This window comes from Sphingomonas sp. (assembly GCF_019746015.1).
GTDB lineage: Bacteria > Pseudomonadota > Alphaproteobacteria > Sphingomonadales > Sphingomonadaceae > Sphingomonas.
This window is the reverse complement of sequence record NZ_JAIESM010000080.1, coordinates 1-21,722: the sequence shown is the minus strand read 5'-3', so window position 1 is coordinate 21,722 and position 21,722 is coordinate 1. Positions and strand designations below refer to the sequence as shown.

Annotated in this window: 18 protein-coding genes and 1 pseudogene; 15 read left to right on the top strand and 4 right to left on the bottom strand. The window is 68.1% G+C overall.

All coding sequences use genetic code 11. The annotated features are described in order from the left end of the window. The 13 genes and pseudogenes from K2Y03_RS11365 to K2Y03_RS11305 form a co-directional block, all read left to right on the top strand. Positions 1–704: pseudogene (locus K2Y03_RS11365) on the top strand (F0F1 ATP synthase subunit alpha); the annotation flags it as partial. A gap of 148 nt (positions 705–852) precedes the next feature. After that, positions 853–1,725: a F0F1 ATP synthase subunit gamma gene (locus K2Y03_RS11360; protein WP_294090809.1), complete on the top strand. Its 873-nt coding sequence runs from the start codon at positions 853–855 to the stop codon at positions 1,723–1,725. Positions 1,726–1,752: 27 nt separating this feature from the next. Further along, positions 1,753–3,225 carry a F0F1 ATP synthase subunit beta gene (gene atpD, locus K2Y03_RS11355; RefSeq protein ID WP_294090808.1) on the top strand — a complete coding sequence of 491 codons (1,473 nt, stop codon included), beginning with the start codon at positions 1,753–1,755 and terminating at the stop codon, positions 3,223–3,225. A 126-nt stretch (positions 3,226–3,351) separates the two neighbouring features. Beyond that, positions 3,352–3,603, top strand: a complete 252-nt coding sequence (locus tag K2Y03_RS11350; RefSeq protein ID WP_294090807.1) for an ATP synthase F1 subunit epsilon — start codon at positions 3,352–3,354, stop codon at positions 3,601–3,603. Between the two features lie 97 nt (positions 3,604–3,700). After that, positions 3,701–5,215 (top strand): CpaF family protein, encoded by a 1,515-nt coding sequence (locus tag K2Y03_RS11345; RefSeq protein ID WP_294090806.1) that lies wholly within the window; start codon positions 3,701–3,703, stop codon positions 5,213–5,215. Between the two features lie 58 nt (positions 5,216–5,273). Continuing rightward, positions 5,274–6,443, top strand: a complete 1,170-nt coding sequence (locus K2Y03_RS11340; RefSeq protein WP_294090805.1) for an aspartyl protease family protein — start codon at positions 5,274–5,276, stop codon at positions 6,441–6,443. Positions 6,444–6,756: 313 nt separating this feature from the next. Continuing rightward, on the top strand, positions 6,757–7,602 hold the full coding sequence (locus tag K2Y03_RS11335; protein ID WP_294090804.1) for a BTAD domain-containing putative transcriptional regulator: 846 nt from the start codon (positions 6,757–6,759) through the stop codon (positions 7,600–7,602). 89 nt (positions 7,603–7,691) lie between these two features. Then, positions 7,692–7,988, top strand: coding sequence for a hypothetical protein (locus tag K2Y03_RS11330; protein ID WP_294090803.1), 297 nt, complete (start codon positions 7,692–7,694; stop codon positions 7,986–7,988). Then, positions 7,988–8,989 (top strand): hypothetical protein, encoded by a 1,002-nt coding sequence (locus K2Y03_RS11325; protein WP_294090802.1) that lies wholly within the window; start codon positions 7,988–7,990, stop codon positions 8,987–8,989. Before K2Y03_RS11330 ends, K2Y03_RS11325 begins: the two co-directional genes overlap by 1 nt. Further along, entirely contained in the window at positions 8,982–9,422 is a 441-nt protein-coding gene (locus K2Y03_RS11320) for a hypothetical protein (RefSeq protein WP_294090801.1), read from the top strand. The genes K2Y03_RS11325 and K2Y03_RS11320 overlap by 8 nt, the downstream gene beginning before the upstream one ends. Positions 9,423–9,437: 15 nt before the next feature. After that, positions 9,438–10,091 carry a hypothetical protein gene (locus tag K2Y03_RS11315; RefSeq protein WP_294090800.1) on the top strand — a complete coding sequence of 218 codons (654 nt, stop codon included), beginning with the start codon at positions 9,438–9,440 and terminating at the stop codon, positions 10,089–10,091. A 21-nt stretch (positions 10,092–10,112) separates the two neighbouring features. Next, the gene (locus tag K2Y03_RS11310; protein ID WP_294090799.1) at positions 10,113–10,664 is read left to right on the top strand and encodes a hypothetical protein; all 552 of its coding nucleotides are present in this window, start codon (positions 10,113–10,115) and stop codon (positions 10,662–10,664) included. Positions 10,665–10,700: 36 nt separating this feature from the next. Continuing rightward, entirely contained in the window at positions 10,701–14,903 is a 4,203-nt protein-coding gene (locus K2Y03_RS11305; RefSeq protein ID WP_294090798.1) for a S8 family serine peptidase, read from the top strand. Positions 14,904–14,912: 9 nt separating this feature from the next. Here the strand turns inward: K2Y03_RS11305 and K2Y03_RS11300 are convergent, their stop codons facing one another. Next, positions 14,913–15,800 (bottom strand): LysR family transcriptional regulator, encoded by an 888-nt coding sequence (locus tag K2Y03_RS11300; protein ID WP_294090797.1) that lies wholly within the window; start codon positions 15,798–15,800, stop codon positions 14,913–14,915. Positions 15,801–15,949: 149 nt separating this feature from the next. On the opposite strand from K2Y03_RS11300, the gene K2Y03_RS11295 reads away from it, so the two are divergent. Beyond that, positions 15,950–16,273 (top strand): UrcA family protein, encoded by a 324-nt coding sequence (locus K2Y03_RS11295; protein WP_294090796.1) that lies wholly within the window; start codon positions 15,950–15,952, stop codon positions 16,271–16,273. Between the two features lie 159 nt (positions 16,274–16,432). Here K2Y03_RS11295 and K2Y03_RS11290 read toward each other — a convergent pair whose 3' ends face one another. After that, positions 16,433–17,314 carry a LysR family transcriptional regulator gene (locus K2Y03_RS11290; protein ID WP_294090795.1) on the bottom strand — a complete coding sequence of 294 codons (882 nt, stop codon included), beginning with the start codon at positions 17,312–17,314 and terminating at the stop codon, positions 16,433–16,435. Positions 17,315–17,448: 134 nt separating this feature from the next. Here K2Y03_RS11290 and K2Y03_RS11285 point away from each other — a divergent pair, with 134 nt between their 5' ends. Further along, positions 17,449–17,778 (top strand): UrcA family protein, encoded by a 330-nt coding sequence (locus tag K2Y03_RS11285; RefSeq protein WP_294090794.1) that lies wholly within the window; start codon positions 17,449–17,451, stop codon positions 17,776–17,778. Between the two features lie 82 nt (positions 17,779–17,860). Here the strand turns inward: K2Y03_RS11285 and K2Y03_RS11280 are convergent, their stop codons facing one another. Together K2Y03_RS11280 and K2Y03_RS11275 are read right to left on the bottom strand one after the other, a co-directional pair. Continuing rightward, the gene (locus K2Y03_RS11280; protein WP_294090793.1) at positions 17,861–19,162 is read right to left on the bottom strand and encodes a UDP-glucose/GDP-mannose dehydrogenase family protein; all 1,302 of its coding nucleotides are present in this window, start codon (positions 19,160–19,162) and stop codon (positions 17,861–17,863) included. A 76-nt stretch (positions 19,163–19,238) separates the two neighbouring features. Further along, a partial coding sequence (locus tag K2Y03_RS11275) for a TonB-dependent receptor (RefSeq protein ID WP_294090792.1) occupies positions 19,239–21,722 on the bottom strand: 2,484 nt, incomplete at its 5' end.

Genomic DNA, 21,722 nt, shown 5'->3' with positions numbered 1-21,722 from the left:
TCGCCTATCGCCAGATGTCGCTGCTGCTGCGCCGCCCGCCGGGCCGCGAAGCCTATCCGGGCGACGTGTTCTATCTGCACAGCCGCCTGCTGGAGCGCGCGGCGAAGATGAACGACGAGAACGGCGCGGGTTCGCTCACCGCGCTGCCGATCATCGAGACGCAGGCGGGCGACGTGTCGGCCTATATCCCGACCAACGTGATCTCGATCACCGACGGGCAGATCTTCCTCGAAACCGACCTGTTCTTCGCCGGCATCCGCCCCGCGATCAACGTCGGCCTCTCGGTCAGCCGCGTCGGCTCGGCCGCGCAGACCAAGGCGATGAAGAAGGTGTCGGGCAGCATCAAGCTGGAGCTGGCGCAGTACCGCGAAATGGCGGCCTTCGCGCAGTTCGGCTCAGACCTTGACGCCTCGACCCAGAAGCTCCTCAACCGCGGCGCGCGCCTGACCGAGCTGCTCAAGCAGCCGCAGTTCAACCCGCTGCCCTTCGAGGAGCAGACGGTGTCGATCTTCGCCGGCACGCAAGGGTTCATCGATCCGGTGCCGGTGAACGCGGTCACCCGCTATGAAGCGGCGATGCTGCAGCATTTCCGCAGCAACCACGCCGACATCCTGGCCGACATCCGCGACAAGCGCGACCTGAGCGATGACACGCGGGCGAAGCTGAAGGATGCGCTGGCCGCGTTCGGCAAGACGTTTGCTTGAGGCAATTGCATAGCTACTGACACGCACACGCCGTCACCCTGAACTTGTTTCAGGGTCCATGGCGCAAGCGGCAAAGGCGTCGCGAGCGGAGAAATGGATGCTGAAACAAGTTCAGCATGACGGCAGGCTGGGAATGGTGACGAACTAAATGGCATCGCTTAAGGCCCTCAAAATCCGCATCGGCTCGGTGAAGTCGACGCAGAAGATCACCAAGGCGATGAAGACCGTCGCCGCCGCCAAGCTGCGCCGCGCGCAGGACGCCGCGGTCGCCGCGCGCCCCTATGCCGCGCGGCTGGAAGCGGTGATGGCCTCGCTCGCCGCGAAGGTGACGGTGAGCGCGTCGAGCCCCAGGCTGCTGTCGGGCACCGGCAAGGCGCAGGTGCATCTGCTCGTCGTCGCCACCTCCGAACGCGGGCTGGCGGGCGGCTTCAACACCAACATCGTGCGACTGGCGCGCCGCACCGCCGACGAGCTGATCGCGCAGGGCAAGACGGTGCGCTTCTATCTGGTCGGCCGCAAGGCGCGGGTGCTGGCGCGCTTCTTCCCCGGCATGATCCACACCGACCGCGACATGAGCGCGGTGCGCACGCCCGGTTTTGCCGATGCCCATGCGCTGTCCGCCCATCTGATCACGCGGTTCGAGGCGGGCGAGTTCGACGTCGCGCACCTGTTCTATTCCACCTTCCGCTCGGCACTGGTGCAGGAGCCGTCGGTGCAGCAGATCATCCCGGTGCCGCTGTCGGCCAGTGCCGCGCCCGCGAGCGACGCGTCGGTCGAGTATGAGCCCGACGAGGAAGCGATCCTGGCCGAGCTGCTGCCGCGCAACATCGCGATCCAGCTCTACCGCGCGATGCTGGAGAACAATGCCGGCTTCTACGGCGCGCAGATGACCGCGATGGACAATGCGACGCGCAACGCCGGCGACATGATCAAGCGCCTGTCGATCCAGTATAACCGTGCTCGCCAGGCGGCGATCACCACCGAACTCGTCGAAATCATTTCGGGCGCCGAAGCCCTGTAAGCGAAGCACGAAGGCAAGGAAGAAACGATGGCTACTGCCGCAGACACTCTCGCCCCCAAGGCGACCACCAACAATGTAGGCCGCATCGCGCAGGTGATCGGCGCGGTCGTCGACGTGACGTTCGAAAACAAGCTGCCGGCGATCCTGTCGGCGCTGGAGACCGACAATAACGGCAACCGGCTGGTGCTCGAAGTGGCGCAGCATCTGGGCGAGAACACCGTGCGCACCATCGCCATGGACTCGACCGAAGGGCTGACGCGCGGCCAGACCGTGACCGACACCGGCAGCCAGATCCTGGTGCCCGTCGGCCCCAAGACGCTGGGCCGCATTCTGAACGTGGTCGGCGAGCCGATCGACGAGCGTGGCCCCGTCGATACCGACCTGCGCGCGCCGATCCACGCCAAGGCCCCCGAATTTGTCGACCAGTCGACCGAAGCGGCGATCCTGGTCACCGGCATCAAGGTGATCGACCTGCTCGCCCCCTATGCCAAGGGCGGCAAGATCGGCCTGTTCGGCGGCGCCGGCGTCGGCAAGACCGTGCTCATTCAGGAACTGATCAACAACATCGCCAAGGGGCATGGCGGCACCAGCGTGTTCGCCGGCGTGGGTGAGCGCACTCGCGAAGGCAACGACCTGTACCACGAATTCCTCGACGCGGGCGTCATCGCCAAGGATGCCGATGGCAACGCGATTTCGGAAGGTTCGAAGGTGGCGCTGGTCTATGGCCAGATGAACGAGCCGCCGGGCGCGCGTGCGCGCGTGGCGCTGTCGGGCCTCGCCATCGCCGAATATTTCCGCGATGTCGAAGGGCAGGACGTGCTGTTCTTCGTCGACAACATCTTCCGCTTCACGCAGGCGGGTTCGGAAGTGTCGGCGCTGCTCGGCCGCATCCCTTCGGCCGTGGGCTATCAGCCGACGCTGTCGACCGACATGGGCGCGCTGCAGGAGCGCATCACCTCCACCAACAAGGGGTCGATCACCTCGGTGCAGGCGATCTACGTGCCCGCCGACGACCTGACCGACCCGGCGCCGGCCACCTCGTTCGCGCACCTTGACGCGACGACCGTGCTCAACCGCGCGATTTCGGAACTGGGCATCTACCCGGCCGTTGACCCGCTCGACTCGACCAGCCGCGTGCTGGAGCCGCGCGTCGTTGGCCAGGACCATTACGACACGGCGCGTGCGGTGCAGTCCACGCTGCAGAAGTACAAGTCGCTGCAGGACATCATCGCCATTCTGGGCATGGACGAGCTGTCGGAAGAGGATAAGCTCACCGTTGCCCGCGCGCGCAAAATCCAGCGCTTCCTGTCGCAGCCCTTCCACGTGGCGGAAGTGTTCACCGGCATTCCGGGCAAGTTCGTGCAGCTGGAAGACACCATCCGCAGCTTCAAGGCGGTGGTGAACGGCGAGTATGACCATCTGCCCGAAAGCGCCTTCTACATGGTCGGCGGCATCGACGAAGCGATCGCCAAGGCCGAGAAGATGGCGCAGGAGGCGTAATTTACTCCCCCTCCCGCCTGCGGGAGGGGGTCGGGGGGTGGGCCCTCGATCTGCAACGAAGTTCCAGAACACAGGCCGGGCGCCCACCCCCGGCCCCTCCCGCAAGCGGGAGGGGAGGATAGAGAAATGCTCCACTTCGAACTCGTCACGCCTGAAAAGCTCGTCCGCAGCGAGGACGTGTACATGGTCGTCGTCCCCGGCAGCGAGGGCGATTTCGGCGTGCTGGAGGGCCATGCCCCGGTGATGTCCACCATCCGCGACGGCAATCTGCACATCTACAAAACCGACAAGGCCGAGCCCGAGGCGCTGCCCGTGAAGGGCGGCTTTGCCGAGGTGAACGCGAAAGGCCTGACCATCCTGGCCGAACAGGCCGGCTGATCCCTCCGCGCGGGCGCCACCTCGTGCGGATTACGGTTAGGGAAAAATAAAAACTTCGCGCGCTATGCCTGTTCCCGATCATGGGGAAAACGGGTCAATGAGCGCTTTTGGTCGTCGCAGTGGTGTGGGAACGGGTGCCGTGCCCCCGCGGCCCGCATTCGGCGTCGCCAAGCCGATGCAGGGCGGCCCGGCGCGGACCGAGGATCTGGCCGCCGAGCAGTTCCCCCCCGTTTCCGCCGTGGTGCCCGAGGTTGACGCCGCCATCAACAGCGGCACGCTGGAGGCGATGCAGCGCCTGGCCGACCGTCAGGCCGCCTCTGGCGAGGCCGGCCAGTCGCGGATGGACGGTTTCGAAGCCTCCATCCACAAGATCAAGGAACAGGTGCTGCCGCGCCTGCTGGAGCGCGTCGATCCCGAGGCCGCCGCCACGCTGAACAAGGACGAGCTGGTCGAGGAATTCCGCCCGATCATCGGCGAAGTGCTGGCCGAGCTGAAGCTGCAGCTCAACCGGCGCGAGCAGTTCGCGCTGGAAAAGGTGCTGGTCGACGAACTGCTGGGCCTGGGGCCGCTCGAAGAGCTGCTGAACGACCCGGCGGTCAGCGACATCATGGTCAACGGGCCGAACCAGACCTTTGTCGAACGCAAGGGCAAGCTGGAGCTGGCCAATATCCAGTTCCGCGACGAGGAACATCTGTTCCAGATCGCGCAGCGCATCTGCAACTCGGTCGGCCGCCGCGTCGATCAGACCACCCCGCTTGCCGACGCCCGCCTGAAAGACGGCAGCCGCGTTAACGTGATCGTGCCGCCGCTGAGCCTGAAGGGCACCGCGATCTCGATCCGTAAATTTTCCGCCAAGCCGATCACGCTCGACATGATGGCCGGCTTCGGCTCGATGAGCCCGAAAATGGCCACCGCGCTGAAGATTGCCGGCGCCTGCCGGTTCAATGTCGTCATCTCGGGCGGCACCGGCTCGGGCAAGACGACGATGCTCAACGCGCTGTCGAAGATGATCGACCCCGGCGAGCGCGTGCTGACCATCGAAGACGCGGCCGAACTCCGGCTGCAGCAGCCGCACTGGCTGCCGCTGGAAACCCGCCCGCCCAATCTGGAAGGGCAAGGCGAAATCACCATCCGCGATCTCGTGAAGAACGCGCTGCGTATGCGTCCTGACCGGATCATCCTCGGCGAAATTCGCGGCAGCGAGTGTTTCGACCTGCTCGCTGCCATGAACACCGGCCACGATGGCTCGATGGCGACGCTCCACGCCAACTCCCCGCGCGAATGCCTCGCGCGTATGGAAAACATGGTGATGATGTCGGACATCAAGGTGCCCAAGGAAGCGATCAGCCGGCAGATCGCCGACTCGGTCGACCTGATCGTGCAGGTGAAGCGCCTGCGCGACGGCTCTCGCCGCGTGACCAACATCACCGAAGTGATCGGCATGGAAGGCCCGGTGATCGTGACGCAGGAACTGTTCAAGTTCGAATATCTGGACGAAAGCGCCGACGGCAAGATCATCGGTGAATATCGCGCCATGGGCCTGCGCCCCTATACGCTGGAAAAGGCGCGCCAGTTCGGCTTCGATCAGGCCTATCTCGAAGCCTGTCTGTAACCCTCGTAGTCGCCGCAATTTCTTTCGGCGCCGTAACGGCATAAACACGGGGGCGACGATGCGCTTGATGCTGATCGCCCTGATGTTGCCGCTGTGCGGCGCCGTGCCGGTGCCGGTGGCGCCGCAGTTCCAGCTGACGCGCGACGCCGAAGATCGCTGGATCGCCTTCGACATGACCGACGGCAACCAGATTGCCTTTACCGCCGCCGTCAACGGCGTGGCGGCACGCGCCATTCTGGATACCGGCGTCAGCAACTCCACCCTCTCCCCTGGCTTTGCCGCGCGCGCCCGGCTGAAAGTGGTGCCGCGCGGGCGGGCGCAGGCGATTGGCGGCACGGTTGCGGTCGGCTGGGCGGCGACGCGCCACGTGGCGGTCGGCGCGATGAGCCGCACCGGCGGCGGGCTGACCATTGCCGCGCTGCCCGCGATCGCCACCGGCGACGGCACCGCTGCCGATCTGCTGGTGGGGCGCGATCTGCTGGCCGGCTATGCGCTGGACATCGACTATCCGGCGCGACGCTTCCGCCTGCTGCCAACCGGACGCCTGCCCTTCACGGGCGCGACCGCCCCGCTCACCATCGCGCGCGACCCGCAGGTCTATGTGACCGAGCTGACGCTGGCGGGGCAACGGCTGCGCCCGGTGCTGGTCGATACCGGCGACGGGGCGGCGGCCACCCTGTCGCAGGATGCATGGCGGCGCGCGCGGGTGAGCGGCATCACGCTCACCACCACCATCGGCTATGGCCTGGCGGGCCCGCAGGAAAGCGAGCTGGGCATCGTGCCCGAAATCGCCGTCGGCGGGTTTGTCGCGCGCAATATCGAGCTGCGGGTGGAGCCGCCCGGCGGTTTTTCGCAGGCGATCGGCATGGCCGGGCGGATCGGCACCGGCTTCTTTCAGCGCCACCGCGTGCTGCTGGACCCCGGCGCCGGGCGGATGGTGCTGGCCGAGGCGACGGGCGACGCAGTGCCGCCGCTGCGCTCTACCAGCGGCCTGCTGACCCGCATCGACCGCGACCGGCTGACCGTGATCCATGTAATGCGGCACAGCCCCGCGGCCGAGGGCGGCTGGCGCGGCGGCGACCAGATCTGTCGCGTCGACGGCCTGCCCGCCGCGGGCGAGGGCCTGCCCAGCCAGACCGACTGGCAGGTCGGCACGCCAGGCCGCCAGGTAACGCTGACGCTGTGCAGCGGCGAGGAACGCCGGCTGACGCTCTCCGCCTTCTATTAAGCGGCTGTATCTGAACCGTTTTTTTGCGCCGTGCCAACGCGGTGAGCAAGCCGGTTACGACCGCGAAATCAAATCAACATTACGCCGCCGACGGGGCGCCCTGGATCAAGTTACGATAGCGAAATAAATCGCCCGCGATCGCCAGATGTTCAATGCGATATTCACGATTTTTATTTCGATGCCGCACTTGATGAATCAGAGAGACTGGTATCTTATTGCATATACAGCGAGCTTATTGTCGCATTTCTGACATTGCGTATGACATGATCGGCTAACGCAACTGGTGTTCCGCGCTCGGCGGAGAGGGGGCGCCTTGGTCAAGTGTCGGGTTTTCCTGCTGGGCGATGGCGCGGTGCATATGGGCGGCGCGGCAGTGCCGATTCCGGCCGCATGCTGGCCAATCCTTGGTTTTGTCGCAACACAGCCCCGCCGCGAGGCTTCGCGCGCGCGGCTGGCCGGCATGCTCTGGCCGGGGATGCTGGACGAGGCCGCGCGCCGGTGCCTGGCAACCGCTTTGTGGCGGCTGAAGGCCGCGTTTCAGTCATCCGCCATGCCGCTTTCGATCGGCAGCGAGTCGGTGGCGATCCCGGCGGAGCTGGCCGGCGCGATCGATATCGTGCGGCTGGAATGGCATGCCGGGTTCGTGCTGCGCGCACGCGCCTTGCCCGGCACCGACTATCGCCGCCGCGCGATCCGGCTGCTGCTGAACGCGAACGGCGACTTTCTGAGCGGGATCGATGCCGAATGGGCGGCGCTGGAACGCGAGCGGCTGCGCTGCCTGCGGCTCGATGCCCTCTATGCGCTTGCCCGTTTTGCCGAGCGCGCGGGCGACTGGGCAGCGGTGATCGACGCCGCGCGCCCGATCTGCGCCGCCGAGCCGCTGCGCGAGGATGCCCAAAGGCTGCTGATCGCAGCCTATGCGCGCACCGGCAATCGCGGCCTGGCGCTGCGCCAATATAATGCCTGCCAGGACGCGCTGATGCGCGAGCTGGGCATCACCCCGATGCCCGAGACGGCGGCGCTGGCCGAGGCGCTGCACGGCAGCGGCCTCGCGATGGCCCCCGGCGCCACCCCTGCCGCGCGCAGCGCGCTGCTGAAGGCGCGGCGTTCGATGCAGAGCGCGATCACGCTGGTCGACCAGGTGCTGGGCACGCCGTGACACGCGCGTGATCCGCCGGTGACGGCGGCGTGAAGGCACCCCGTCATAACCTGTTGCGACTCGGCGACGAGCTGCCCGCACGGAGCGACATGCACGGGGACGACCAGGATGCAGCCAGGGGTGAGCAAAGCGACATCGACCGCATCGGCCAGCCGGCGACCATCATCGTGCGCGCCTGGCTCGAACCGCGTGCTGATGGCCCCCCGGTATTGCGCGGCACCGTTGCCGAGCTTGGCGGGCGGATGCTGGGGGCGTTCACCACGGTCGAGCGGCTGGCCGAACTGGTCGCCGGCCATGTCGACATCCGGCTCGGCAGCCCGCCCGGGCCCGACGAGAGCAATACCCCGGCGCCACCCGCGCCGCCCGCGCATGACGGAGAGGAATGATGGCTGAAAACTTCCCGATGTTCCGGTCAAGCCTGGCGCCCGACTATGCCGAGGCCAGTGTCGAGCAGCTCGATGCAATCGCGCGCACCATTTATGGGCCGGAAGCCAATGCCGAGATGGTCGAGTCCTTCTTTTCGGACCTTGGCCGGGGGCTGAGCCATGCCGCGCGCGGCATCGGCCAATTTGCCCAGCGTGCCGCGCCAATCGTCGCCAATGCCCTGCCATCGATCGCGCAGGGCGCAATGTCGGGCGCGGCGCTGGGGCCTTGGGGCGCGCTCGCCGGCGCGATTGCCGGCGGCGCCGGCGGCATCCTGTCGCAGGTCAACAATCCCACCGCGCGCGCAATCGGCGGCGGCATCGGCTCGGTGACCAATTTGCTGTCCACGGTGCGCGGCGGCGGCCCGCAGGGTGCGCTGGGCGCCTTGGGCGCGCTTGGCGGCGGCACGATGCGCGGCGCCGGCCTGCCCGGTGCCGGCGGCGGCAGCGCCAACGCGCTGATGGGGCTGCTGGCCCGGCCCGAACTGCTTCAGGCGATCACCTCGGGCGCGATGGGCTCGTTCGGTCGGCCGAGCGTGCCGGTCGGCGGGCAACAGGTGCCGGTGAACATGCTGCTGAGCGCGCTCGGCACGCTGGCCAACCGCACCGCGCACGAAGCGGCCGAATTTGCCGGCGGCGCCGAAGCCGTGCCCGCCTTCATCGAAAGCGCGGGCGAGGCGCTGGGTGCGGATACCCAGGATGCCGAAGGGCGTGCCGACACGCTGCTCACCCTGCTCGCGCTGTCGCCGATGATCTGGAATTCGGGCCGGCCGCCGGTGACGGTCAACGTGCCGCCGACCCAGCCTGCGCCGCCGCCGATCCCGGTTGCACCGCCCATCGTGACGGCGGGCGAGCAGCTGTGGATCGCGGAGTCGGTCGAAGATTATGAAAATGCCGGCTGGGGCGGCGAAAGCTGGGACCATGCCGGCATGCCGGAATGGGAAGCGGAACAGGCCTATGGCTGATGCCGCTGACCCCGCGCTCGCGGCCCAGTCCATGCTGGCCGATCTGCAGCGCACCAACCCGCAACTGGCGATGCTGGCGCAGATGATGCAGGCGCGCGCGATCGTGCCCGAGCCTGCCGGCCCCGATCTGGGCGAGGAAATCACTGTCCTTGCCGAGCAGCTGGCCGATGCCCAGCGCCAGGTTGCCATCGTCAAGCGCGAGGGGCGCCGGCTGCTGACCCGCTACCGCGAGGCGACCGACCGGCTGAGCCTGCTCGCAGCAGCGCTCGGCGCGTGCGGCCTGTGCTGGGGCGATGACGATCTGTGCCCCAGCTGCCGCGGGCGCGGCGCCCCCGGCATGGTGCGCCCCGACCCCGCCGCCAGAGCGCGCGTGTTCGGCGTGAAACCCCAACCTGCCCCGGCTCCACCAACCCCGGTGGCAAGCCATCACTAAGCGAGGATGTTGGCCATGTACGAGAATTTCGACAGTTTCGGTGAGCTGCTGGAAAGTGGCGAGAACATTGAGAATCTGGAAAGCTGGGACAGCTTTGACAGCAGCGAAGCGGGCGAATCGTTCGAATCGAGCGAGCGGAACCGCCGGCGCAACTGGCGGCCTGTGCCCACGCCGCGCGTGGGCAATCCCGTTCCCCGCCCTGCCAGCCAGGGTTGGGCAACGAAGGCCGAATTGCAGGCAACCGCCCAGCGGCTCGATGCGCGCATCGCCACCAATGCACGCGCGATCCGCACGCTGGACGGGCGCACCCGCACGCTGGAAACCGAAGCCGGCCGGCTGCGCGCCGAGCTGCGCCGCGAAGTGACCGAGCGCCGCAATGTGACCGACGCGCTGCGCCGCGGGCTGGATGAATCGCGCCAGATCGCGATGCTGATCCCGCTGCTCAGCTCGACCACCACGCAGACCGTGGGCGGTGTCGACAATGTCGTGGTCGACAGCGGCGACCAACTGTCGAAAGTGCTGCCGATCCTGCTGCTTTCGGGCGGCTTTGGCGGGTCGAGCGGCACGACCGGCACCAGCGGCGGCTCGGGCGGCGGCATTCTGGGCGGCGGCGACAACAGCTTTGCCACCTTCGCGCTGGTGATGGCGCTGGCCGGCGGCAAGAAATAACCCCGCGACGGGAGCAGAAAAATGACGATGGATGTGAGAGCCTTTGCCAGCGGCCTGCTGTTGGCGCGCGCGCAAGGGGTGCCCGATGCCGGGGCAAAGGCAGGCCTGGTGATGGGGAGTTTCGGCTTCACCCCGCCCGGCCTGCTCGCCGCAACGGCGTTGATCCGGATTGCGCAGGACAAGCCGGTAGTGCCCAACAACGATGACGGGCGCGGCCCGGACCAGAACAAGCCGCCAAAGGGAGAAGGCCCGAACGGGGATGGCAACGCGACCCCGCCGGCGGACGATCCCGTTGTCGTGGTGAAGGCGCTGGGCAAGGAAATCGGCGATGCCGTGGGTGCCCAGGTCGGCGCGCATGTCGCCAAGGAGATGAGCAGCCAGACCAAGGCGCTGACCACCGCCATGGAACAGCACGCCCATCACCAGAACGAGCAGATGCGCCACATGCACGAGCATCTGATCGAAGCCGGGCGGCAGACCGAGCGGCAGACGGTGGCGCTGGAAACGCTGGCCAAGCAACTGGGCACTGCCACAGGCGGCGCGGGCACCACCCGGGCCAAATCGGCAAGCTAACCCCGCCTGGCGCCGGCCGGGCAAGGAGGGACAGGCATGGATCCCGCACTGAGGGAATTGATCGCCGAGGATGGCCCCGGCGACGAGGTGGCGGTTGTCGCCCGCCTGCGCGAGCGCGCGGGCGATCCGCCGGCCAGTCTGCGCATTGTCGCGCGTTTTGGCCCCATCGTCACCGCGCGCTGCGCCCGCTCGGCGATCCCGGCGCTCCATGCCCATCCGGCGATCGCCAGCCTGAAGGCGCCGCGCCAATATACCGCCGAACTCTATCACATCCATGAGCCCGGCGTGGATGCCGAGTCCGACCCCACGCCGACCACCAATGATGTGCGCCGCCCTTCGGGGCTCACCGAGCGCGGGCGCGGCACGGTGATCTGTGTGCTCGACTGGTCGCTCGACTTCGCGCACCCCGATTTCCGCGATGCGGGCGGGGCAACCCGGCTGCTGGCGCTGTGGGACCAGCGCCCGCGCGGCGGTGCGGCGGCTGCCCCCTATGGCTATGGCCGGGTGCATGATCGCGCCGCGATCAACCGCGCGCTGGCCGCCGCCAATCCGTTCACCGCGCTTGGCTATCAATGCGCGGCACAGGCGCACGGCACCCATGTGCTGGGCATCGCGGCGGGCGGCGGGCGCGCCGGCGGCCCCGAAGGCGTGGCGCCCGAGGCTGAGCTGATCTTCGTCCATCTGGGCGGCGGCAGCGAGGCCGATCTGGGCAGCTCGGTCGAGCTGCTCGAAGGGATCGACTTTGCCGTGCGCACCGCCGGCGACCGGCCGCTCGTCATCAATATGAGCCTTGGCCGCCATGCCGGCCCGCATGACGGCACCTTGCTGATCGAACGCGCGATCGACTGGCTGCTCGTCAACCGCCAGGGCACCGCCGTGGTGCAGAGCGCCGGCAATTATTTCTCGCGCCGGGTGCACAGCAGCGGCCGGCTGAGCGAAGGGCGCAGCGCCAGACTGCCCTTCACCCTTGGCCAGCGCGACAGCCAGCCGGTCTCGGTCGAAATCTGGTACAAGGGCGCCGACGAGCTGACCGCGCGGATGACCGGCGAAGGCGGCGCGCAGGCCCAGGCGCGGCTGGGCGCGGACATGGCGGTGCGCAACCGCGCCGGCACCAGCATCGGCCATCTCTATCACCGCCGCGCCGACCCCAATAACGGCGACAATCTGGTCAATCTGTTCCTGAACCCCGCCGCCCCGTCCGGCAATTACGCGATCGAGATCGAGGGCGTGGACGTGGTCGATGGCCGCTGGCACGCCTGGATCGAGCGCAACGCCGCCTGCCCGCGCTGCCAGGGGCAGTTCCCGCCCGAAATCGCGGTGACCAGCTCGACCACGGGCAGCATCTGCAACGCGATGCGCACCATTGCGGTGGGCGCATTCGACGCGCACGACCCGGCCCGCCCGCTGCCCGACTTTTCGAGCGTCGGCCCGACCCGCGACGGGCGGCGCAAGCCGCTGCTCTCCGCCCCCGGCGTGCGCATTCTGGCGCCGCGATCGCGCGCCAACCCGGCCGATGCGCCCGGCTATATCCGGATGAGCGGCACCAGCATGGCCGCGCCGCACGTGGCCGGCACGATCGCGCTGATGCTGGAAGCGGCCGGGCGCCGCCGGATCAGCCAGCTGCGCCGCACCTTGTTCACCAGCCTGGACGCCGCACCGGCGGAAGAGGAACGGCGCGGCTATGGCGCGCTCAACATCAGCAGCGCCGTCACCGCCGCGCGCGCGCTGCCGCCGGCGCGCCCGGGCGAGGCGCAGCCGCACGATCCGGCGGCGCTGCTCGCCAGCGACCCGGCACAGCTGCTCGCCCAGGCGCTCAACCCCAATGATCCGGCGTGGCAGGTGATCGGCTGGCAGGGGCAGCCGCTGGTCAGCGAACCGCGCGTCGGCGATATCCTGCTGCGCGAATTGATCGGCGGGTTGCCGCGCCTGATGGCGCTGGTCGATCCCGCGCTGGCCCCGGCAGCCAGCTTTGCCCAGCGCGGGGTGATGAGCGAGAGCGCGCTGCCCGGCGGCTATGTCGGCGTGGTGGAGCCCGGCGCGACGGTGCCGATCGCACGGCGGCTGGTGGGGCCGGATCAGCTGGTGCTGCCGGGCACCCGCCTGCTGCGCGCACGCGCCGTGGCGGGCGAAAGCGTGGAGACGCCAGCGCTACCCCCCTCTCCTCCCCGGCGGACCATCCGTTTCGGCTCCAGCGGGCCGTCAGTGGCGGAGGCGCAAGGGCTGCTCAACCGAGTCGACGTCAACCAGCGCGCGGCGATGCAGCCGCCGATCGACGCCTGCCCGCTGAACGTCGATGGCCGGTTCGGTCCGCTCACCCGCCGCGCCACTCTGTCGTTCCAGCAGCGCGCCTTTCCCGGCCAGCCGGCGGAATGGGACGGCGTGATCGGCCCGCGCACCTGGGCCAAGCTGGACGAGTTCGCACGCGGCGATGCGCCGGTGCCGCCGGGGCCGGGGCCATTCCCGATCCCGCCGGGGCCATTCCCGGTGCCGCCCGGGCCAGGCCCGGGGCCGTTCATCCCGGTGGTGTTCCGCCCGCTCGACCCGGCGCGCTGGGGCGGCATCCTGCGCGGTGGGGCGGGGCTGGAAACCCAGAATGCGGTCAGGGCGCTGATCGACGGCCCCGAAACCTATGCCCAGATGGCCGCCGACATCCGCACCGCGCAGGGGCGCGGCAGCTTCATCTATCTGCTCGGCTGGGATTGCTGGGACAATTTCCCGCTGATCCGGGGCGATTGCGACACCACGCTCAACAAGCTGCTGACCAATGCGGTGGCGGCCGGCGTTCAGGTGCGCGCGCTGATCTGGGACAATCTGTTCTCCCAACTGGCGATGCCCCAGGTGCGCGACCGGATCAACGCGCTGCCCAATGGCGCGTGCATATTGGACAATGAAAGCGGTGCGTCCACCCCGGTCACTCAGGCGCAGGTGGAAGCGGCGATCAACACGCTGCTCCCCGCGCTCCGCTCCATCGTTGAGGGATTGACCTTCGCCAATCCTGCGGCGGGGGCCAGGCTCGACCGGATGATCGCCGATCTGGCACGCGACATCCGCGATGCGACGCGCGGCCGCATTGGCGCGCACCACCAGAAAGTGCTGGTGATCTGGAACGGCACCAGGCTGATCGGCTATTGCGGCGGGCTGGATTTCAACCCCAACCGCATGCCGGCCGACCGGGTCGATTGCCCACCCGACGGGCGCCGTGAATCGATCACCGCCAGCGATCCGCAGCACGACACCCATTGCCGCATCATCGGCCCCGCCGCGCGGCACCTGCTGGCAACCTTTGTCGATCGCTGGAAGGATCATTCGCAATCGGCAGCGATCGATACCGCCAAGGGCGCACTGCTGGGCGATCCGATCACCAACATTCCCGCGCCGCCCGTGCCCAATCCGGCACCCGCTGATTCAAGCGCGCCGGGCAGTTGCACGATACTGATTGCGCGCACCTTTAACCCGGTCCGCCGCAGCCCGCAGGGACCGGCCATCGCCCGTCAGCGCGACATCGGCGAGAATCTGCAGCGCGCCATCGCCAGTACGCAGAGCTTCATCTATATCGAGGACCAGTATCTGTTTGATCTGGCCACTGCCGACGCGCTCAACCGGCTATTGCCGCGCGACTCATTGCAGCATGTGACGATCCTGATCCCAGGCAATCCAATCTCTCTGGGTAACCTGTTTATCTCGCGCATCTATCGGCGCCAGTTCATCGATCGTGTGCGCGGCCGCCATGGCGCGGCAATCCGCAACAAGCTGCGCGTGTTCCAGCTCAACATGCCGCCCGGCACACCGCTGGTCAGCCTGGGCGCGGGCAGCTATGTCCATTCCAAATGCTGGGTGTTCGATGACGAGCTGGCCGTGATCGGCTCCGCCAATTGCAACCGGCGCGGCTATCAGCATGATTCCGAAATCGACGCCTTCATCTTCGATGATGTCAGCGGCGGCGGCAGCGCCCTGACGCTGGCCAGCCGGCGGGAGTCGGCCGAGACAGTGAACATCACCGACACCTTCGCCAAGCGCTTTAGGAAAAGGCTGTGGAGCGAGCATCTGGGCCTGCCGCCAAGCGCGGTCGATGACGGGGCCGATGGCGCGCCCTGGTTCAGCCCGGACCCTACACGCGGCCGCGTAACGCCCTTCGTGATCGACGCGCCCCAGGCTGGCCCGCCCCTGGTCGACAGCGGTGTGATGGCTGTGGCCGAACCGGTAATGAATTCGCTGCGCGGCGTAATCGACCCGGCTTAGCGTCGCCGGTCAGTTGCGCCGCAGTGCCAGCAGCCACTCGGCCAGGAAATCCAGAACCGCGCGCACGCGCGGTGTGTTTCGCAGCCGTTCGTGCGCGACCAGCCAAAGCCCGCGATCCTCGGTTTCGATGGGGATCGGGCAGCGCAGCAGATCGGGGTCCTGATCGGCAACCCATGCTGGCAGGATCGCCACGCCTAGCCCGCCCTTCACCGCCGCGAGCAGCCCCAGCACCGACCCCTGCACCATCTTGACAGCGTCGCGGATACCATAAGCGGCAAGACCGGCACTATATTCCTGCCACAACCCGTCACCGCCGCCACCGATGATGGTGTGCGTGCCCAGCTGTACGACATCCCCCGGCAGGCCATGCGCTTCGGCGTAGCTGCGCGAGGCGTAAAAGGCCCATTGCTCGCTAACGACACGCCGCCCGACCAGCCCGGCCCCCTCCAACCGTTCCAGCGAGCGCAGGGCAATATCCGCCTCTCCGGCGGCCAGGTCGCGAATGGCGTCGCTGGTGTCCAGCTCGACACTGATCTCGGGATAGCGGTCGGTCAGGTCGCGCAAAATGGGCACCAGAATGGTGACGGCGTAGAGTTCGCTGGTAGTCAGCTTCACCGTGCCGCCGGTTTCGCGCCGGCGCGCCTCGGCCGCAGCGGCAAAGGCAGCCGTGCTGCTGGCCACGCCGCGTGCCTGGTCGAGCAGCGCCGCCCCCGCTTCCGACAGGGCATAGCCGCCCTGGCTGCGATCAAACAGCGTCAGCCCCAGCGCCTGTTCCAGCATCGCCAGCCGCCGCGCGACCGTGGTCGCGTTTACCCGCAGCGCGCGCGCAGCCATCGCCGTGCTGCCCGTGTCGGCCACCGCGATCAGATAGCGCAGGTCGTTCCAGTCAAAGTTCATCGCAACCTCAGCATTGGGGCTCGCCGGAAAATTGCATCCCTGCATTTTTGCACGATGGTCGGGCGACATTGTGTCTAACACTGCCGCACCGCAACATCGTATCTGGGAACTCGCCGATCACGGCGCCACCACTGCCAAAGGAAAAGATCATGCGGATTACGCTGGTTGCAGCCGCCCTGCTGGCGGCGGCCCTGCCTGCCTGCGCGCAGGCCCAAGACATTGACACGCCCCGGGTGACGGTGAGCGTCGCCGGGCTCGACCTGGCCAGCCCCGGCGGGGTCAACCTGCTCGACCGGCGCCTGTGGCAGGCGGCGGACGCGGTGTGCGGCGGCGCGACGCCCGCCACCCATGCCAGCATGCGCGAACAGCGCCAGTGCCGTGCGGCGGTGCTGCGCAACGTCGCCGCCCAGCGCGACGCCGCGATCCAGGCCGCGCGCCGCCAGCCGACGCTGGCACTGGTCGGGGTCAAGTAAGCGGCGATGGCCGCCAATCAAAGCCCCTCCCCTTCAGGGGAGGGGTTGGGGTGAGGCATCTCAGGCATCGTCGCGCCCTGCATAGAGGCCCCTCCTCCCGACCTCCTCCCCTGAAGGGGAGGAGGAGCGTGCCCCGCTCCGACCGAACCCAAAACAACCCTAATCGACCATGCGCGGCATCCGGTCGGCGATGATGTCCAGCACTGCGCGCACGCGCGGGGTGTGGCGCAGCCGTTCATGGGTGAGCAGCCACAGCCCCCGCCCGCCACGCGGTGATTCGGGCGGATAGCGCACCAGCTCGGGGTCATTGTCGGCCAGCAGCCGGGGCAGGATGGCAAAGCCCAGCCCCGCACGCACCGCCGCCAGCAGCCCCATGGTCGATCCCTGATGCAGCGCGATCGACCCGGTCAGCCCCAGCCGTTCCAGCCATGGCCGGTAATGCCGCCACAGCCCGGCACCGCCCCCGCCGATGATCGGATGCTCGGCCAGCACCGGCGGCGCGTCATCCAGCCCGTGCGCCACCGCATAGGCCCGGCTGCAGTAAAAGGACCAGACATCGTCGCCCAGCCGGCGGCCCACCAGTCCCGCTCCTTCCGGCGCGGTGCAGCTGCGCAGCGCAATGTCGGCCTCACCCGCCGCCAGATCGCGCACCGCATCGGTGCTTTCCACCTCGATCCGCAGGTCCGGATAGCGCGCGGCGATGTCGCCCAGGATCGGCACCAGCAGCGTGACGGCGATAATCTCCTCGGTGCTGAGCTTGACCAGGCCCGACACGTTGCGCGCTTGCGCCGCGGCGGCATGGGCGAGCGCGTCTGCCGCTTCCTCCATCCGACGGGCATGGTCGATCAGGCTTTCGCCCGCCGCCGTCAGCCGATAGCCTGAGGGCTGACGCTCGACGAGCGTCAGCCCCAGCGCCGCCTCCAGCGCCGCCAGTCGCCGTGCGACCGTGGTCTGGCTGACGCGCAGCGCCCGCCCCGCCGCCAGCGTGCTGCCATCGCGCGAGACGGCGATCAGATAGCGCAGGTCGTTCCAGTCGAGCATGGCACCCCTTCTGCACTTTTGCAGAACCGCAGCGCAACATCGTTGCTGTTGCGCCGCGACAAGCAGGGCTATTTCAACGATCGCCGCCCCGAGACATCCCCCGCTCGGCACCGGCCAGACGAAAGGAAAGACCCATGCGTGTCCTCCCCCTCGCCGCCGCGCTCGTCGCGGCGGGGCTGACCCCGCTTGCCCCCGCCCAGGCCCAGACCGCGGCAGCTACGCCAGAAGTTGCGGTGCGCGTCACCGATCTCGATCTGTCGACGCCCGCTGGTGTCCGCCGGCTCGATCAGCGGCTGGTGCGCGCCGCAAGCGCGGTGTGCGAGATCGATGCGCCGGCAACGCTTGCCGCGATGAACCGCCGCTGGGCCTGCCAGCAGGCTGCGCTCAGTCGGGTCGCGCCACGCCGCGACGCGCTGATCGCCCATGCCCGGCGCCAGACCCCGACGCTTGCCAGCCGCGACTGATCTCGCGCGACCGGCGCCCACGCCATTCAGAGCCCGTCACCTTCCCGCCTGCGCCACACCGGCCAGGCGGGAATTTTTTGGCTCAGCGCCCGACCGACGAATAAGTGAAGCCCGCGCGCGCCGCGTCGGCCGGAGGGTAGATGTTGCGCAGGTCCACCATCACCGGGGTCGCCATCCCCTTGGCCAGCCGCTTCAGGTCCAGCGCGCGGAAAATGTCCCACTCGGTGACGATGGCGACTGCATCGGCGCCCTCGGCGGCTTCATAGGCGTCGCCGGCAAATTCGATCTCGGGCATCAGCGCCTTGGCCGCCGCCATCCCCTCCGGGTCATAAGCCCGCACTCGCGCGCCGGCATCGAGCAGGCTCTGCACGATGGCCAGCGACGGCGCGTCGCGCATATCGTCGGTATTGGGCTTGAAGGTAAGCCCCAGCAGCGCGACCGTCTTGCCCGCCGCATCGCCGCCCAGCGCGCTCACCACCTTGCGGCCCATCGCGCGTTTGCGGCTGTCATTCACCTTCACCACCGCCTCGACAATGCGGACCGGCGATTCATAATCCTCCGCCGTTTTCAGCAACGCGAGCGTATCCTTGGGGAAGCACGAGCCGCCATAGCCAGGCCCCGCGTGCAGGAACTTCGCACCAATGCGGTTGTCCAGCCCGATGCCGCGCGACACGTCCTGCACATTGGCGCCCACCGCCTCGCACAGATCGGCGATTTCGTTGATGAAGGTGATCTTGGTCGCCAGAAATGCGTTGGCAGCATATTTGATCAGCTCGGCGGTGCGGCGCCCGGTGAACAGAATGGGGCTCTCGTTCAGGAACAGCGGGCGATAGATTTCGCGCATTACCGCCTTGGCGCGCTCGTCATCGGTGCCGATCACGATGCGGTCGGGGCGTTTGAAGTCGCCGATCGCGGCCCCTTCGCGCAGAAATTCGGGGTTTGAGACGACCGCCACATCCGCCGTCGGCCGCGCATCGCGCAGGATGGCTTCCACCTTGTCGCCGGTGCCGACGGGCACGGTCGACTTGGTGACGACCACCGTCGGCCCGGTAATCGCGGCGGCGATTTCCTTGGTCGCCTCGAACACATAGGTCAGGTCGGCATGGCCATCGCCGCGCCGCGACGGCGTGCCGACCGCGATGAAGATGGCATCGGCGCCGTTCACCGCCTCGGCAAGATTGGTGGTGAAGGTCAGCCTGCCGGCAGCGACATTGGCGGCGACCAGCGATTCCAGCCCCGGCTCATAGATCGGCATGCGCCCCTGCTTCAGCGCGTCGATTTTCGATGCATCCTTGTCGACACACACCACGTCATGGCCGAAATCGGAAAAACAGGCCCCAGAAACCAGGCCGACATAGCCCGAACCGATCATCGTAATGCGCATGTGTGTCTCTGCCTTTGATGTCGCAGAAAGGTAATGATCGCTCCTCTAGCGCAATCGCGGCCAATTGCCAGAGCGGTTAAAGGAACAGCTTGCGGATCGACAGGCGCACGGTGCGACCGGCGGGGTCCAGATACGGCCCCTGCAGCGCGAACGGGGTGACGCCGTTCTGATCGGTCACCCGCTGGCGCGCGTTGAAGATGTTGTCGACGCTGAACACCACCCGCAGGCCGCGCACCCAGGGATATTTCTTCAGCAGGTCAAGCCGCTGGCCCAGATCGGCGAACAGGCGGAAATTGGTGGTCGCCAGGCTGCCATAGGTCAGCACCTGCCCGGCCGCCGCACCGCCGCCGCTGCGCACCACCGTCTCGCTCTGCCAGTTGGCCGACAGGCGCACGCCGATGCCGTTATTGTTATAGCCCGCCTGCGCTTCCACCAGATGCGCGGGCTGGCCGGCGCCGTTGGCGGCCACGCTGTCGCCGTTCAGCAGGTCGAGCAGCGGAGCGTTGGCGCCGATGCGCACATTTTCGGCAAAGAACCAGGTGTGGAACACCGCGAACTGGAGGCGACCGCCGCCCCGGCCGCCACCGCCAAAGGGGCCACCGCCGCCACCGAACGGCCCGCGCCCGCCGCCAAAGCCACCCGGCGGGCCAAAGCCGCCCGGCGGCCGTGCCGGGGCCTGACCCTGCGCCGCTTGCCCCTGAGCGGGCTGGCCCTGTTGACCCTGGCCCTGTTGCTGGCCCTGACCCTGCGGCGCGGGCTGGCCCTGTTGCCCCGGCGGCCGCTGGAAGAACTGGGCGAACGGATTGCCGCCGAACACGCTGCCCGTCGGCGGGCGCAGGCCGACAAAGGGATTGGGGCCGGTGCCGGCGCGGAAAGCCTCGATCTGTTTCTGGATCTTCGACTTGATCGGCACCGAGAAATTGAACCCCCAGCGCAGCTGGCGGCTGTTGGTTTCGGCAAAGTTCACCGGGCGGGTGTCGATGCGGAACAGCTGGCCGGCCGCGTCGCGGCTGAACCGGTCGGGGAAGGCCTGTTCGACCGCCGCCGTCGCGCTCGGGAAATTCGCCGTCGCTCCGCGCACGCGCGTGTCGGTATAGCTCGCGGTGAACACCAGGTCGGTTTTCGACCAGGGCTGCAACGTCAGGCCGAAGCGCTGGACGTTGCGGTTGCTACCGGTCAGCGACGGATTGCCGCCAGTCACCAACGCGACGGTGGCGTTCACCCCGCGCGTGAAATCGAAGACGCGGACATTGGGCGTCGTGATCACCGGATTGCCCAGCTGCTGGACGCTGGGCGCCTGATCCTGATCGGTGAACGAACCGATCAGGCGGATCGCGTCAATCGGCGACCAGGTAAAGCCATAGCCCAAGGTGCGCAGCACGCCGAAGTCCGACAGCCCATCATAGGCCAGGTTGAAATTGGCCGACAGATTGCCCAGCGCGCGCAGCACATCCGCCTTGCGGCTGGTGATGGGCAGGTCGATGTTGATCTGGCCATTGGCGATCGAGCGGCCCAGCCGCGCCGACTGGATCACGCCGAAGCGGGCCGAATCGGCGTCGATCGTCTGCGACTGGCCACCGGCGCGGATGCTGGCGGCAACGGGGCCGGCCGGCAGCTTGAACAGGCTGCCATTGACCAGCAGGTCGACGCCGCCCGTCGTCGCGCTCAAAAAGGCGCGGTTGACGGCAAGCTGGTCGATCTGCGCCGGCCCCAGCGGGCCGAAGGGATTGGCCGCCGGGTCGCGCGCGTTCAGCCGCGCCTGAAAGGCGGTTGCGTCCAGCCCGGCATCGGTGAAGGTGGTCGTGTCGCTGCGGTCATAAGTGCCGGTCAGCGTCCATTGCCAGCGCTTGAAACTGCCGTTGAAGGTCGCGCCGAAATGGCCGGTCAGCGTGTCGCTCGCCTGGCCGAGCGGCAGGAAGCCGCTGGGCGCGCGGTTGACCAGCACCGGCCCGGTAAAGGGCGAAAACGGCGCGCCGCCCGGCAGCGTCAGGGTGACACCGGCCAGGCCGAACTGCGCGCGGCTGTCACTTGCCTGCAGCTGGCCGTTGAAGGTCGCGCTAACATCGCCCAGAATCGTGGTGGCGAAGATGCCGTTCAGGTTCAGATTGCGGCTGGCGGGCAGCAGGGTGCGAAACGGCGTCGGATCGGTGATGCTGGGCTGGCCGGCGGTCGCGACGAAATCGTTGAGCGTCGTCGGCCGCGTGGCGCCGGCGGCCGGCACTGCCGCCACCATCACGATCTGCCCCACCCGTGCCGACAGCGCCGGGTCGATCTGGCCGCCCCCAATCCCGGTCACATTGCCGGGCAGTGAGAAGAGATTGGGCTGAAAGGCAACGCCGCGCTCCGCCTCGGTCAGCGCGGAGGTTTCGCTATACTCGGCGTGGAAATTGATGCGCCCCTTGTTGGTGATGCGCAGCAGGTCGAACTCGGCGCCCGGCGTCGCGGTGCCACCCTGCGTTGCCGCGCGCGCCTCCAACTCGGCGGTCAGCGCCTGAAAGCGCGGCCGCAGCACGAAATTGATCACCCGCTGGTCGGCGCGGAAGCCATATTTCAGCGCCAC